This is a genomic window from Myxacorys chilensis (assembly GCF_059505265.1).
Window position 1 is genome coordinate 18,247 of the sequence record NZ_JCACKG010000234.1, and the last position, 14,465, is coordinate 32,711.

15 protein-coding genes are annotated in these 14,465 nt (G+C 46.2%); all 15 read right to left on the reverse strand.

Going from position 1 to position 14,465, the window contains the following annotated elements; genetic code table 11:
• Nucleotides 1–8: 8 nt before the first annotated feature.
• Nucleotides 9–2,918, reverse strand: coding sequence for a bifunctional transaldolase/phosoglucose isomerase (locus AC5JLB_RS23950; protein ID WP_495876340.1), 2,910 nt, complete (start codon nucleotides 2,916–2,918; stop codon nucleotides 9–11).
• 148 nt (nucleotides 2,919–3,066) lie between these two features.
• Nucleotides 3,067–3,429 carry a hypothetical protein gene (locus AC5JLB_RS23955; protein WP_495876341.1) on the reverse strand — a complete coding sequence of 121 codons (363 nt, stop codon included), beginning with the start codon at nucleotides 3,427–3,429 and terminating at the stop codon, nucleotides 3,067–3,069.
• Between the two features lie 44 nt (nucleotides 3,430–3,473).
• A complete protein-coding gene (locus tag AC5JLB_RS23960) occupies nucleotides 3,474–3,926 on the reverse strand; it encodes a hypothetical protein (protein ID WP_495876342.1) in 453 nt (150 codons plus the stop codon).
• Nucleotides 3,927–4,099: 173 nt separating this feature from the next.
• The gene (locus AC5JLB_RS23965; RefSeq protein WP_495876343.1) at nucleotides 4,100–4,672 is read right to left on the reverse strand and encodes a cytochrome c oxidase subunit 3; all 573 of its coding nucleotides are present in this window, start codon (nucleotides 4,670–4,672) and stop codon (nucleotides 4,100–4,102) included.
• A 9-nt stretch (nucleotides 4,673–4,681) separates the two neighbouring features.
• Complete coding sequence (locus tag AC5JLB_RS23970) at nucleotides 4,682–6,340, reverse strand: cytochrome c oxidase subunit I (RefSeq protein WP_495876344.1); 1,659 nt, start codon at nucleotides 6,338–6,340, stop codon at nucleotides 4,682–4,684.
• 17 nt (nucleotides 6,341–6,357) lie between these two features.
• Nucleotides 6,358–7,245 (reverse strand): cytochrome c oxidase subunit II, encoded by an 888-nt coding sequence (locus tag AC5JLB_RS23975; RefSeq protein WP_495876345.1) that lies wholly within the window; start codon nucleotides 7,243–7,245, stop codon nucleotides 6,358–6,360.
• 11 nt (nucleotides 7,246–7,256) lie between these two features.
• Nucleotides 7,257–7,874, reverse strand: coding sequence for a DUF2231 domain-containing protein (locus tag AC5JLB_RS23980; protein WP_495876346.1), 618 nt, complete (start codon nucleotides 7,872–7,874; stop codon nucleotides 7,257–7,259).
• The gene (locus tag AC5JLB_RS23985) at nucleotides 7,871–8,365 is read right to left on the reverse strand and encodes a DUF2231 domain-containing protein (protein WP_495876347.1); all 495 of its coding nucleotides are present in this window, start codon (nucleotides 8,363–8,365) and stop codon (nucleotides 7,871–7,873) included. The genes AC5JLB_RS23980 and AC5JLB_RS23985 overlap by 4 nt, the downstream gene beginning before the upstream one ends.
• Before the next feature lie 17 nt (nucleotides 8,366–8,382).
• A complete protein-coding gene (locus AC5JLB_RS23990; protein ID WP_495876348.1) occupies nucleotides 8,383–8,937 on the reverse strand; it encodes an HdeD family acid-resistance protein in 555 nt (184 codons plus the stop codon).
• Nucleotides 8,938–8,995: 58 nt separating this feature from the next.
• A complete protein-coding gene (locus AC5JLB_RS23995) occupies nucleotides 8,996–10,447 on the reverse strand; it encodes an NAD(P)/FAD-dependent oxidoreductase (RefSeq protein WP_495876349.1) in 1,452 nt (483 codons plus the stop codon).
• Between the two features lie 45 nt (nucleotides 10,448–10,492).
• Entirely contained in the window at nucleotides 10,493–11,416 is a 924-nt protein-coding gene (locus tag AC5JLB_RS24000) for a heme o synthase (RefSeq protein ID WP_495876350.1), read from the reverse strand.
• A gap of 446 nt (nucleotides 11,417–11,862) precedes the next feature.
• A complete protein-coding gene (locus tag AC5JLB_RS24005; RefSeq protein WP_495876351.1) occupies nucleotides 11,863–12,360 on the reverse strand; it encodes a general stress protein in 498 nt (165 codons plus the stop codon).
• Nucleotides 12,361–12,528: 168 nt separating this feature from the next.
• Nucleotides 12,529–12,909, reverse strand: a complete 381-nt coding sequence (locus AC5JLB_RS24010) for a hypothetical protein (RefSeq protein WP_495876352.1) — start codon at nucleotides 12,907–12,909, stop codon at nucleotides 12,529–12,531.
• 29 nt (nucleotides 12,910–12,938) lie between these two features.
• Nucleotides 12,939–13,322, reverse strand: coding sequence for a DUF1634 domain-containing protein (locus AC5JLB_RS24015; RefSeq protein ID WP_495876353.1), 384 nt, complete (start codon nucleotides 13,320–13,322; stop codon nucleotides 12,939–12,941).
• A 1-nt stretch (nucleotide 13,323) separates the two neighbouring features.
• Nucleotides 13,324–14,160, reverse strand: a complete 837-nt coding sequence (locus AC5JLB_RS24020; RefSeq protein ID WP_495876354.1) for a sulfite exporter TauE/SafE family protein — start codon at nucleotides 14,158–14,160, stop codon at nucleotides 13,324–13,326.
• Between the last annotated feature and the right edge of the window lie 305 nt (nucleotides 14,161–14,465).

Genomic DNA, 14,465 nt, shown 5'->3' on the forward strand with positions numbered 1-14,465 from the left:
CTCCTGATTCACTGTAATAGCTGTTGAATTATTGTTTGCAGTGTGACTAAACCCGCTTGAACATCTCTGCCTAGATGCACTCGTAATGCACGACGATCACGGTCTGCCAAAACCTGAAAGTCTCCTCGTGCTTGGGCAGCTTTCACAATGCCAAAGGTGTATTTCTGCTGAGGAACGGGAATATCTATTGCATCATCACAGGTGATTTGGAGAAACACACCGCTATTAGGACCGCCTTTGTATGCTTGTCCAGTCGAGTGTAAAAAGCGAGGACCGAAGCCTAAGCAGGTCGCAACTTTTTTGGCATCTCGAACCGTTTCTCGGATCGTTTGCAGTTGCGTTTGATAGGCATCATTGCGATCGAGGTACGCCAGTAGTGCAAAGTAATCTTTTGGCTGTAATCGATTTAAGTGGGCACGAAGGTAACCCCCCATCGATTGGTCACTTCCTGCCGCTTTGCGTAGCGCAACTGCATTTGTAGAATCTGTAAATAATTGAATTCCAGCTTCCACCGCGATCGGTGTTTCAGAGGGTAATGTACCGGATTTTTCGTACTCAATCGTTAACTGACGAGTCACAATTTTGCTAGCTTCCACATCCGGTTGATCAAAGGCATTGATACCAATAATCGAACTTGCTACTGCTGTGGCAATCTCCCACCGAAAAAACTCCTGACCGATTTGATAGCGATCGGCAACGGAAATACGAATTACAGGTTGTCCTGCTTCTTGTAAGGCTGTAACTGCCGCATCCTGAACAGCATCAGGGTTTAATTCCAAGCGAATGTAGGCAAAGATGCGATCGCTCCCATACTTATCTGGAGTTCCTAATGGTTCTCGATCCACTGGAATCAATCCCTTGCCATCTTTACCTGTAGACTCTGCTAGCAGTTGCTCTAGCCATGCGCCTAAATCTGCAATTCCTGGTGACACAATCAACGTTACTTTGTCTCGTCCCTGGTTTGCCAGCACACCCAAAATATTGCCTAATACAACACCTGGATTCTCTTTTGCCGGAACTGATGGCGCACAAGAATGCACCATAATCTCAGCCGTATCTAGGAACTTCACTACATCCACACCCATTGCCGCCGCAGTCACCATGCCAAAGTTCGATAGGGCAGAGTAACGACCGCCAATACTGGGTACACCGCAGAAGACACGATGGAAATCATCGCCTTCAGCAATGTGTTGCAGTTTAGAGCCAGGGTCAGTGATAGCGATAAAGCGGTTGCCAGCGGATTCTGCACCCAGAATTGCCTGCACACGATCGAAGAAGTATTGTTTGAAGATATTTGGCTCTAGCGTACTGCCAGATTTGCTCGACACAACGAACAAAGTCCGAGTGAGATCAAGCTGGTGTTCGATCGCTTTAATCTGAGCCGGATCAGTGGAATCGAGAACCAGCAGTTCGGGAAAGCCTTCTGTTTTACCAAAGGTTAACTTCATGACCTCTGGGCACAGTGACGAACCACCCATTCCCATCAGTAACACGTGAGTAAACTTCAGAGCTTGCACTTCTTGCGCCAGTTGCTTGAGAGGCTCAAGGTGTGCAAGTTGGTCTTCAGTAATACCAAGCCAACCTAGCCATTTATTTTCATCTGTGCCCGTCCAGAGCGTTGCATCGTGTGCCCAGAGACGACAGATCTTGCCGTTCTGCTGCCAATCATTCAGAGATACCTGAACAGCAGTATTGAGGGCATCCGGCAATTTATAGGTGAAGCGGTCGAGTTTTGTATTGAGAATACTTACTCGCTTGTTCTCGACTGCACTTAATAATTGATCAAAGGCATTGCTGAAGAGCTGCACACCTTCTGTTAGCAAGTTATCCGTAATCTGCTGCAAAGAGATTCCTGCTTGCTGTAATTTTGATAGGGTCGATCGCGCATCATTCAATTCTTCAGTTAGGCTAGCTCTTGGATGTCCATGATCGCGGAAAGCAGATAGCGTGGTTGGTGGAATTGTATTCACTGTGTCAGATCCAATCAATTCTTCGACATACCGCACATCACTATATTGTGGATTTTTTGTTCCTGTACTTGCCCACAGCAGTCGTTGAGTTTGTGCCCCTTGACTTGACAATTGCTGCCAACGACTTGATTGATAGATCTTTTGATAGTGCTGATAGGCGAGTTTAGCATTCGCGATCGCTACTTTGCCTAATATGCTTTTGAGCAAATCGCGTTGGTCTGCATCCGTAGTGGTTTTGAGTTGAGCCGTGATCAAGCTATCGACAGCGGTATCAATCCGGCTAACAAAGAAACTCGCAACACTAGCAATGCGGCTGATATCTCCCCCTTTTGCCGCAAGCATTTCTAGACCAGTGATGTAAGCATTAGCGACTTGTTCATAAGCATTTAGAGCAAATAGCAGCGTTGCATTGATATTGATGCCTTCGCTGATGAGTTGTTGAATCGCAGGGATTCCGGCAGGCGTTGCAGGCACTTTGATCATCAAGTTCGGGCGATCGACTTCCTGCCAGAGTCTACGGGCTTCAGAAATCGTTTGTTGAGTGTCGTTTGCTAAATAAGGAGAAACTTCCAAACTGACATAGCCATCGCGGCGATCCGTCTGTTCATAAATCGATTTCAAGATATCAGCCGTTGCTCGAATATCTGCGATCGCAAACGACTCATACAGCGACATCACATCGTGATCCCGGTTCTGCTCGATCGTGGTTAATGCCGAATCATAATCAGTGCTGCCTGCGTTTAGCGCAAAGCGCAACTGTGAAGCAACCGCTTTTTCAAAAATAGAAGGATTTGAAGTAACTCCCCGCAATCCATCTTCATCAATTAACCGTTGGAGTTCACCACTGCTCACCAAACTGCGCCGAATGTAGTCTAGCCAGACAGACTGCCCATGAGATTGTAGGGCTTGCAAAGAATTTTTTGTCTGAGATGCTTGTAAAGTAACCATCAGTTCATATCCTCTTGATACTAGCTCTCAACGCATCTAGAGTAAGAGCGAAGGTGAAAAAGAAAAGGAATGAAATCCAAACAATTTTCCCTTTGCCCTTTACTCGTCAAGTATTGCAGCCCGCTTTCTTTAGTCACTGATCGAAAGCTCAACTTCCAGAGTTACACTTTGATAGTGCATCCAGTTGTCTCGAAACGAGTGCTCCTGCTGTTTGAGGAATGAACTGACAATCTGTTAAGCGGAGTTCGCCAACATTAGAATTCTTAGTTCCTGATTCTGCACTGACATCTGGTTGCTTCAACACAGGTGGTGGCGGAGTTTCAGAGCTGTCTTTGGTTGCCGTATCGAGGTTTTGCTCGGCTGCTTCTCCTGAAGTCGCTGGCTGAACAGCCAAGTGATAGTCTCCAGTTGAGATTGCATGGTTTGAGGGAGTGAAAGACCATGCGGCAGATTGAATGCCAACAACAGCAATCGCTAACGCTGAACTCATGGTCAATTTAGATAATTGCATAGTAAAATCTCCTTCCTCGTAGAATTGTTGGTTTGTATTGCAGCTTAATCGTTGTCGTAGGTCTGAACTTGAGCAGTCCCAATGGGAATATCTTCCGTCTCCCCAACGTAGCGAACTGAAATTGGATAGAACCAGATATCATTGTTGTTAACCGAACCAGTGACTCCGCGGAGAGCAATTTTTAGGGTAGTACCAGGTTGCACGGGACGGGCAAAACTAACGGTGCTACTATTACCATTCACCGAGACAACGGCATTAACAGGTTGTTTTGAACGAGCTGCGACTTTAATTCCTTGTACCACTTTTAGTCCATCTGGAAACCCAATTCTCAGTTGAGAAATGGAATTACCTTCAACTTTGACATCAATAAAATGAGTTGCTGCACCTGATTCAGTTGATTGCGTATCCATCGGGTCGGCATCAGCCATGACAATCTGAGTCGTAGATGGACTAGAACTGGCTATTTGTGCCTGAGCCGCAGGGATTGTCGCAATCATAGTCATTGCTGCATAGAGCGTTCCGAACACAATTTTTTTCAAAGTGCCTCCTAAACAGAAAAGTAAGTGGTAGAAGACTCAAACTGAACTGAGAAATCTATGACGTTGCTTAAATGTAGTTTGCACTTTCAAAATTATCTTCTCCAGTGAAGATAGTTATCTTAAGGCCGAACTTACCAGACGTAGAGCAGTACAAACAAGACAATCCAGATTACATCAACGAAGTGCCAGAATAGAGAAACTGAACTAACACCCCGATGACCAAGGTTGTAATTACCGGGAGTCAAGGAGCGAAAATACATATAAAGCAGCAAAACTACACCCGTGAAAATGTGCAAACCATGAAAGCCAGTTAGCAGATAAAAGGTTGCTCCTGCTAATCCAGCATCCAGACCAAAAGGCATATTGTGCCATTCGATCGCTTGCCGAATTAAAAAAATCACGCCCAACGCAGCAGTCAGTAACCATAGCCGACGAAATCTAACTAGCTTATGGCGATCAAGGGAGCGTTCGGCAAAATAAATCACAATACTACTACAAACGAGAATTAACGTACTGATCGCTGCTCCGTGAATGTCCAATCCAGAAACACCCGCTGGAAACCAGTTTGAGTTCTTCCAGCGCAGCAGTGCATAAGTGGCAAAAAAGCTGACAAAGATGATGCTTTCCGATAGCAGAAACACAGGAAATCCGAAGGTCAGATTATCTCGCTTGAGCATTGATCCTGAACGAGTTGGACTTTCCATCACTGGCTCCTAAGATAAATGGCTCAATGGATCGACAGCTAAACGGTGAGATTCGCCGTATCCATAAGGTTCTGAGGTTACGGTGGGAATCTCTTCAAAGTTCTCGATCGCTGGCGGTGAGGTCGTTGTCCACTCTAAACCAGTCGCATTCCAGGGATTATTTGACGCTTTGCGTCCTCGTAACCAGGAACTAACTACATTGGCAATAAAGGGTAAGGTAGACATTCCTAATAGAAACGCTCCCAAGCTGGCAACGACATTCCACCCGGTATATTGTGGGTCGTAGGAAGAGATGCGACGTACCATTCCCTGCAAACCGATCGGATGCATGGGAAAGAAATTGAGGTTTGCACCAATAAAGGTCAACCAGAAGTGCAGCTTGCCCCAGCCCTCTGAATACATCCGTCCCGTAATTTTGGGAAACCAGTAATAGATTCCAGCATAGATCGCCATCGTGACGGTGTTGAAGACCACATAGTGGAAGTGCCCAACAACAAAATAAGTATTGTTGACATGAATATCAAAGGGGAGTGAAGCCAGCATTACTCCGGTAATGCCCGCAAACAAAAACATTGCCACACCCCCTAACGCAAATAGCATTGGAGTCTGAAAATGTAATTTGCCCCGCCAAACAGTTGCAGTCCAGGCAAACACTTTGATTCCAGTTGGCACTGACACCAACATCGATGTCACCATAAATAAAACTCGCATCCAGTTGGGAGTAGCACTAGCAAACATATGATGCACCCAGACAAGCATACTAATCCCAGCAATAAGTAGCGAGGAAACGGCAACCGTTTTATAGCCAAATAAAGGCTTTCGGGCAAAAGCAGGAATGACTTCTGAGAAGACTCCAAAAGCAGGCAGCGCCATAACATAGACAGCAGGATGAGAATAAAACCAGAACAAGTGCTGGTAGATGACCGGATCACCCTGCTTAAAGGGGCTGAAGAAGTCTGTGCCAAAGGTGAGATCAAACAGCAGCATAACGGCTGCACCCGTGAGGGCAGGTAAGCAAAATAGTTGCAGCAGTTGAGCACTAAGCGTCGTCCAAACGTAGACAGGCATCCGAAAGAAGGACATTCCCGGTGCCCGCATTTGAAAAATGGTTGTGACCAAGTTCACAGCACCCATGATGGATGATATTCCAGAGATTGTGATCGCTAGCAACCAGATGAATTCCCCATTAATCATGTGTCCCGAAGGATTTTGGATGCTGACGGGAGGATATGACCACCAGCCAGCCTGAGCCGTACCGCTAGGTAAGAAGAAGCTAAATAGCAGCAAAACTCCGATAACTGGAATGAGCCAAAACGCGATCGCATTCAACACCGGAAACGCCGTCTCTCTCGCTCCAATCATCAGCGGCACTAAATAATTTGCCAGTCCCACATTCGCTGGAAAGATCCACAGAAAGATCATGACGGTGCCGTGCATTGTGAACAGCCCATTGTAAAGGGAGCGATCGACGACATCCAACTGTGGTGTGAGCAATTCAGCACGTACAATCATGGCGAACAAGCCACCAATCAGGAAAAAGAGAAATGCAGTTACTAAATATTGAACGCCAATGACCTTATGGTCGGTGCTAAAGCTGAAATAGCGCTTCCAACTCATTGGGTTCAGTTTGGGCGGATCGTCAGTACTTTCAACGGAAATGTTCGTCATCACTTACCTTCCTGATGTTATTTGTTGATGAGGGGAGGCTGAGCAGGTGGGACCGTGTGCCAATTGCTTCGTAGTGGCATTGCAGGAGGTTGAATGTGTTCAGATTTTGCTGGATTCGCTGCTGGAACAGGTGGACGGGTAGCAGTTTCAGCTAGCCATTGGCTGTAACGTTCAGGAGCATCGACGTACACGCTTGCTTCCATGAGAGCAAAGTAAGTCCCGCTAAACTGAGAATCATGCAGTTGATATTGACCAATGCGACTGGGAGTAAATTTGAACTCGATCGTCTGGTTTGGGATAATGTCTTGCTTAATGCGGAAATTGGGCACGTAGAAGCCATGCACCACATCTTCGGACTGCAACATTAGACGAACTGGCTGATTGACAGGAAGGTGCAATTCTGTGCTGGTAATGTTTCGGCTAGGATAGTGAAACGACCAGGACCACTGTTTCGCGATCACCTCAATTTGTTCAGCACGCTGCATGTTGTTATTGCCCACCTCAGCATAGGCTGGCGCTTCTACAAAGTGTAGATGAGCTAGCGGTAGAGCACCGAGCGTGTTCATGCGTTGATAGATGTTGTAGCTGTAGATAGCAATCCAAGTTACTAACAGAATTGGAATCACCGTCCAGGTAATCTCCAGCTTCAAATTGCCCCGGATAGCAGGCGCATCGCTTGTGTCTCTGGCTCGGTAAAACAAAACTGAATATACCAACACTCCCATAACACCCAGGAAAACGATCGTTCCCAGCGTGACCAGGAAGCTAAACAAATGACCGACGGGTTCAGCTTCTGCTGCTGCCGCGATTGGTAGCCAATCATAGGCTTGCTGGCCTATTGTATGGCTGGCAAAGATAATCACGCCAACCCAAATCGATAACAGCACAATGTTAAAAGTTCGCATGATAATTCCGTTTACGGTTGAAGGACTTGATTGGGGTTCTCGCCTTGCTGAATCAATCCAGCAGCCGTACCATGTACACCAAACTCGGCTCCTAATTGCGCTCCTAATGTGCCGTGAACAAACATATACCCCAGAATAAACACTCCTGCCAGCAGATAGCTCCACTGCACTTGTTGAAGATTGTTCTTGCGCCAGCGAAATCGCTGGTATCCTCGCCAGATTGTCATTGCTACAATTAGGGTCAACAACAGTACTCCACCAACACCATGCAACAGCATCGTTGTACCTGCACCCAATCCCCAATCACTTTTCATATCTGTAGGAGGATTTGCCAGAAGTAGCTCGAAAAATCCTGCCGCGACCGTGAAAAACGAAATCACAGATGCCGCGACAGTGTTGTACCAGGCAACATCAAAAAAGTTAGACCGACTGACTGGCATTGCAAAAAACTTGAGAATTGATCGCTCTAACGGAAATAACGTACCTGCGAAATCGAAGGCGATCGCGATAATAAACAATCCCAAGGTCAAATGGACAAAGTTGGGATGCAATGGAAATCGGTAAGGTAATCCATTTGCCCCTACTTCAATTCCCAATTGCTTTAATTGCTCAATTAGTTGTAGGTTCATTTCACAAGTCCTTGTTTTATTGCTTTCACCACAGGCACCGTGTGCAGTCCATAGACCCAATCCACTAAGTCACCGAGGTAAATTTGCAAACAGACAAGACACATTAAAAACGTGGCTGCACCGAGATAAGCCACAGGCACCTTTAACGGATCACGAACCCGAATGATGCCACGCCACGCGGTAATCGCAACTAGAATCACCGCAATTGACCAGCCATTCACGGTGTGCCAATCTAAGGCAGGTTGGGCAGCCGCATAGGGTTGTGCTAATCCCGCTTCAAATTCACCAAAAATCACCGCAACAAAAACAGCAACGGACGCAACAACTAAATTCCACCAACTTACCTCAAACATCCGATGATTGCGGCTGAGATATCCAGCAACATCACAGAAGTAGGCGAAAAACACCATCGCAATCACAAAGTGGACAACGATCGGGTGAATCGTATCTGGATAGGGAAGATTCTGGTCATTCAACGGCGGCAGAGGCATCACGTTCTCCTGATCTATTAAGGCAGAGTATGAGGCTGTCCAGAATGTAGCGTTAGCATCCACATCCCATCGAAAAGCAGATTGATGCCTACCCAAGTCCCAATCAGCCAGACTGCACTAAACGGAAAGCTAGACCAGATGAAAATCCCGCAAATAATCCCTGCGATGCCGCTAACGAGCATCCACCCCCAGTTTGGTGAAGCTCGGCGCATTTGAAACGCAAGTGAGATTTGAATGATGCCTTGGACAAAAATTGTAACGCCTAAGACTAACGTGAAGGCAAGCGCCCCCTGAAGCGGATCTGTTAGGACAAAAATTCCCGCTAGAAGATACAAAAGTCCTAGAATGACCTTCCAGGCGACTCGACCTGCCCCTTTAGATTGAAAGGCATAAACGATTTGAGCAATTCCAGCGAAGATAAAGACCCAGTCAAACACTAAGGTCGAAGTAATCGTGGCAAAAAAGGGAAATGTGATCGCAATGATTCCCAAAACAATCATAAGGACTGCGATCGTCGTTAACCCTCTAGAGTTAATCGCTTGTTCTCTCGTTTCAGATTCAGTAACTCTCATGTTGCTCTCCCTGGTTGAATTAATGCGGCAGTAGTATCATGGTCTCTTGGCTGTAGAACTATGGAGTTGATTGGGTAGGTGGATTTGGTCGTGGTTGTTTGAACTGTTCGGAGGGTGGCGTTCGTAAGCCGAAATAGGCAGCAATCAGGAAAGCAATCGGGGCAAGAATCGCCAACGCTTTGACCAGCGATCGGTCTCGTTGCTCAGCCAGAGAAAGCGGTTGTTTCACAGCAGTTTCTGACTCTAACTTGGGTCGATGATAGTGATGAAAGGTTTCTTCCTTCAGCCATTCAGCGGTTGCTCTAAAGTCATGGAGTGGGGTGGGCAACATTTCTAAATACGTTGCACTACGAATGAGATCACCGGGTTTACCAGCCACCTGAACTTTGTCAAACAAGTTTGCCACCCCATTCCCCAACCCTAATTTCATCAGCGTACCTCGAAGACCCACATGAGCTGGGCGAGGAGATGCCCCTTTTGCAAGTGCAATCAAATTGTGGGCAATGCTTGCGCCTTCCTGATACGCCACCTGTGCTAGAGCGGGTAGTTGCTTTGACTGTACATCTGCGCAATCGCCCGCCGCAAACACTTCTGGAAAATCCAGCAATTGCAGCGTTGGGGTCACGATCGGTAACCCATGCTTATCTATATGATCTGCGGGAATTTGAAACTTCAGACTTTGAATGAGCGGATTCACAGCAGTACCCGCTGTCCAAATGGTAGTTTGGGTCAACAGTGTCTTTATCTCAGTGCTATTAGCAGGTTGATACTCTAAGTGGTTTGCATCAACAGACTTCACACCTACACCTAATATCAATTCAACGGGTACTGTTCGCGTTCTAAAAGCGTGGAGAGCTTCCTCCTGCAAACCTGCGTTAACATCTCCCGCTAGAATCGTCTTGCCGTGATTGATTAAGACAATGCGAATCTCACGCATATCGCCGCCGAGTCGGGCATACCAGTAAGGCAACAAATCCGCCAGTGTTGCCGCCATTTCTACCCCCGTTGGACCTGCTCCTACGATCGCAAAGGTCAGCAGCGATCGCCGTTGCTGCTGATCCTTAATTTGGCTGGCACGTTGTAAACAATCGCGTAGCTGACGCTCCAGCGCGATCGCATTCTCTCGTGTCCGAAATGCAAAGGCGTTTTTCTGTGCGCCCTCTGTTCCTAAATAGCCTTGAACACTGCCAACGGTTAAAACAAGATGAGCATAGGCACAGTCTGAGCCAGAGGCTAACGTGAGTTGTTTTTGGCGCAGGTCGATCGCCGTTACCTTGTCCTGCACAAAGTGAATATCACTACCTTGCAGCAACTCTTTATAAGTGGGACAAACGGTATCTTCTGATAACTCGCCTGTCAATAGTTCATACAGCATCGGCTTGAAAACAAACCGTTCTTGCGGATCAATCAAGGTAATCGAGCGAGGATCATGCCGATGACGCAAATGCAACGCTGTAAAAAGACCTGTGAAGCCCGCTCCGACGATAAATGTTGGGCGAGAAGAGTTCATTTTAGTAAAGGATAGATAAACAGCAGCAAGTAACTAACAAATGATTCAATTAAAAATGGGCAAGCAGCCAACAACGATCGCAACCGATAGCAACATCATGTAGACAATTGAGTACTTAAATAACGACCGTGCCATTTCTAAATCTGAAGGTGACTGCATCAACAACCAGGCTTTATGAACAAAAATGCTACCCAAAGCGATTGCAGCAATGACGTACAACCAACTCATACCCTGGAGCGAATAGGCGAGAAGTAAGGTAACTGGAACCAAGATTAAGGTGTAGGCAAAAATTTGCCGAGTCGTGGTTTCATTTCCGGCTACCACGGGCAACATTGGAACATCCACCCTGGCATAGTCATCTTGAATGATCATTGCCAATGCCCAGAAATGAGGTGGTGTCCAAAGAAACACGATCGTAAACAAGCACCACGCTGTCCAACTCAAATCACCTGTCACTGCTGCCCAGCCGACTAAAGGTGGGATCGCACCTGCCGCTCCTCCTAAAACAATGTTCTGGGTGTGATGCCGTTTCAACCAATGGGTGTAGACCAGCACATAAAGGAGAATCCCGACCATTGCTAAGTTGGCACTCAACAGATTCGCGCAAATCACTAAAAGGGTAAATGAAATTAGCGTGAGCGCGATCGCAAACAGTAAAGCATGATGAGGCTGTATCTGACCTGATGGCAGCGGACGATGACGAGTTCGTTCCATCGCAAAATCAACGTCCCGATCGTAGAGACAGTTGAACGTATTGGCGGCTCCTGCAGCACAAGCACCGCCGGCTAAGGTGACTAATAGTAGCCAGAAATCAATACGTCCTTTTGCTGCCATTGTCGTACCAGCAGTCGTTGTAATCAGCAACAATACAATAATGCGAGGTTTGGTAAGCTGAATATAACTTTGAATCACTTGCCAAATCGTTTGATGACAGTGAGTTGTGGAACTAGAAATTACTGTCTTGTCCATCACATTTGCCTACTGCTAAACAATCAATACCAGCGATCGCAAACTAATATCTATCTGAAGTAGATCCCACAGAAGCTGTCGTCACAGATGTGTTCATCGACGTAGAGATCTGTATTAGACTGTGCAACAACACCGCATTTTTGACCATTCAAGTTTGTATAGCTAAGCAGAGTTTCACTACATCCTTTTGAACTAGGCGTTGCAGTTTTTGAAGTGTTTCAGAACTCTGGAATGATCGTGCTTTCCGAGGTAACCTAATTGGGGGGTTCAGAGCAACAAAATTTGGAAGTTAATTACGGAGTTATGATAATTTCGCTAACTTTGCCACAACTCCATAATTCAATTCGTCTTGTTCAAACGTAACAACTGTTCTATACAAAGTGTAATTAAGTGTCTGCTATTGAGTTAAGCCGCAACCGGTTGATTGACCTCATGACCCGCGTTCTTTAGAATCTGTGCGCTCGATCGATTTCCTCATCCGTCCCAGAAGCAATTACCACAAACTTACTAGCTTTAATTTCTAGGTCGTACTTTAAAGCTTGCTCCTTGGGAATTCCTAATCCAACCAAAGCACCCACCAACCCCCCGGCAACAGCAGCACCTACACCACCCAAAATCATTCCTTCAATCCAACCTGCCAGCACTCCAACAGCGTGTCCAGCAACAATTACAGGTCCAACTCCTGGAATAAACAGCAGACCGACCCCAGTAAGAATGCCGAATAATCCACCAAAAAAGCTGCCCCAATAGCTTGCTTCTCCGGCTCCAGCTTTAGCCGTATCTTGCCAAGTAAGGAAGCCGCGAACATGCTCAGAGGCTTGATAGTCCTTACCAACAATCGAAATCTTTTGCATATCGAAGCCCGCTTTCTGCAGGTCTAAAACGGCGGCTTCTGCTTCAACATGAGATGGAAAAACGTTCACAACTTCGTGTTTGTCTGACATAAATCTATCTCCTTAACAACCAAAAAACATAAACGAATCAGTAACCATCAATCATTGAAAAAGCACGATCGCTTTCAGATTTACCAGCTATCAGCATTCTGTCTGTCAGAAAAGATCAGAACAGAGTAGTAAATTGCAACCTGAACGAAATCAACAAATCAATCTGTTTCATCCGTCTTGTCCACAAGCTTGACTTAGAAACGATCGCCCGTTCTTGAACACTTCTAACGTTCCCTGCTGTCGGTGATCTCCCCGTCCGCCAAGAACTTGGTACACATAGTTGCTGTTCCTAAACTTATATACCTCAGCGGCTCCTGTAGTCTCCCTGGTTCCTTTGCCCAAACTTAAATTTCCTAGAGGTCCTTTAGCGCGGTAAAGCAGTTCACCTGAAGCATATCGTCTCCAAACATCTACAGTGTAATCATTTTGGCACTTCAGGCTAAGCAGTAAATCCGCAGTGGAGTCAGCCGAAGCAGGTAAGGGGAGATGAGCTAAAACACAAGTCATCAAACCCAACAGTACTGTAGATTGTTTCGGTAGTAGTTTCATTGTTTCCTCCTGTCTTGAAGCCTCTCAAATTACCCTGTTGCTAGAAGACCGTGAACAAGAATCAACAACACAACCAATGTAACGATGATATAGAGTCGATCGCGCTGTTGCCAAAATGCAAATACTGAAAACGCAACTCGTGCAACTGGAGTTAGAATCAATAGCAAAATGCCGAGTTGAATGATACCTCGCCCCCGAAATGCCAGTGCATCATTGAAAATTCCAGGAGCTTGGCGGAGATCAGCAGGTTCTCCTCGGAAGATATGATCTTCAGGAATGTCATTGCCGTTGTAAAACAGATAAACGATGCCACCTACAATCACGATCGCTGCTGCTAAAGTGACTCCTGTCCGCAAAAGCATACTGATTGTGATTTCAACTTGTTGGTCTGTCCATTGGCGTGTAGTTGCCATGTTAAATCTTTCCTGTGATGCCGTTATAAATCATTTCAATGCCGATCACGAATAGAACGAAGCTAAAGACCAGGCGCAGCGCAGTAACTTTCGCTCGCACTAGCACTTTGGCTCCACACCACGCTCCTACCAACACACCCAATAGCACAGGCATACACAACCCCGGATCAATGTAACCCCTGCCGAGATAAATTCCAGCACTGGCAGCGGCTGTCACTCCAATCATGAAATTGCTCGTAGTCGTAGACACCTTAAACGGCAGTTGCATCACCTGATCCATTGCCACTACCTTGAGTGCTCCAGAACCGATACCTAGCAAACCAGAGAACGCTCCTGCTATCAGCATTACAGCAAATCCACTTGGAACATGTTGAACGTGATAGGGCTGTTCACCCCCTGAAGTTGGATAGCTACCATCTAGCTTTAAATGGATTGCCAGAGGATCTGCTGTGTGATCAACGGCTTGTGTATTATGCGGGCGATCGCTGAGATAGGTTGAGATTAACAACACTATCCCAAACAAAATTGCAATCACTCTAGTGGGAGCCTTTGCCGCAATTAGCGCTCCAGTAACGGCTCCAAATGTTGTAGCAACTTCCAGAAACATACCAACCCGGATATTAGAGTACCCTTCTCGAACATAGGAAACCGCTGCTCCAGACGACGTGGCAATCACAGACACTAATGCACAACCGATCGCATAGCGCAAATCTACGTCAAGCCCTAGCGTCAAAAGTGGTACAACCACAACTCCTCCTCCTAACCCAGTCAAGGCACCTAGTAAACCTGCCAGAATAGAAGATATGCCAATAATTGCGGTGAATTCAAGGTTGTTCATAGTTCAGCACTCGTAAGAAATCCCAACCCAACACAGCCACTTTCAAGTACGATCAGATGTCTAGGTATTTGCATCTCCATTGCCTTGACGTAAATATAGACAATCGACTCTTATTTGTCGTCCACTCGGAGTTGACATTTTTGTGCGATCAAACGATGGATGAAACAATCCATCTAAAACAGAAGCTTGGCTTATACTAAAGTTAGAATTTGGATATCAACTTTAGTACAAGCCAAACTAACTTCCTTATCCTGTGCTTAATTTATCTATTTTCACTTGCAGGCTCAATTGCAACAAAAGAAAAT

Coding starts and splice junctions, on each gene's coding strand:
- AC5JLB_RS23950 (WP_495876340.1), bottom strand. CDS start 2,918: ATGGTTACTTTACAAGCATCTCAGACAAAAAATTCTTTGCAAGCCCTA.
- AC5JLB_RS23955 (WP_495876341.1), bottom strand. CDS start 3,429: ATGCAATTATCTAAATTGACCATGAGTTCAGCGTTAGCGATTGCTGTT.
- AC5JLB_RS23960 (WP_495876342.1), bottom strand. CDS start 3,926: ATGATTGCGACAATCCCTGCGGCTCAGGCACAAATAGCCAGTTCTAGT.
- AC5JLB_RS23965 (WP_495876343.1), bottom strand. CDS start 4,672: ATGGAAAGTCCAACTCGTTCAGGATCAATGCTCAAGCGAGATAATCTG.
- AC5JLB_RS23970 (WP_495876344.1), bottom strand. CDS start 6,340: ATGACGAACATTTCCGTTGAAAGTACTGACGATCCGCCCAAACTGAAC.
- AC5JLB_RS23975 (WP_495876345.1), bottom strand. CDS start 7,245: ATGCGAACTTTTAACATTGTGCTGTTATCGATTTGGGTTGGCGTGATT.
- AC5JLB_RS23980 (WP_495876346.1), bottom strand. CDS start 7,874: ATGAACCTACAACTAATTGAGCAATTAAAGCAATTGGGAATTGAAGTA.
- AC5JLB_RS23985 (WP_495876347.1), bottom strand. CDS start 8,365: ATGCCTCTGCCGCCGTTGAATGACCAGAATCTTCCCTATCCAGATACG.
- AC5JLB_RS23990 (WP_495876348.1), bottom strand. CDS start 8,937: ATGAGAGTTACTGAATCTGAAACGAGAGAACAAGCGATTAACTCTAGA.
- AC5JLB_RS23995 (WP_495876349.1), bottom strand. CDS start 10,447: ATGAACTCTTCTCGCCCAACATTTATCGTCGGAGCGGGCTTCACAGGT.
- AC5JLB_RS24000 (WP_495876350.1), bottom strand. CDS start 11,416: ATGGACAAGACAGTAATTTCTAGTTCCACAACTCACTGTCATCAAACG.
- AC5JLB_RS24005 (WP_495876351.1), bottom strand. CDS start 12,360: ATGTCAGACAAACACGAAGTTGTGAACGTTTTTCCATCTCATGTTGAA.
- AC5JLB_RS24010 (WP_495876352.1), bottom strand. CDS start 12,909: ATGAAACTACTACCGAAACAATCTACAGTACTGTTGGGTTTGATGACT.
- AC5JLB_RS24015 (WP_495876353.1), bottom strand. CDS start 13,322: ATGGCAACTACACGCCAATGGACAGACCAACAAGTTGAAATCACAATC.
- AC5JLB_RS24020 (WP_495876354.1), bottom strand. CDS start 14,160: ATGAACAACCTTGAATTCACCGCAATTATTGGCATATCTTCTATTCTG.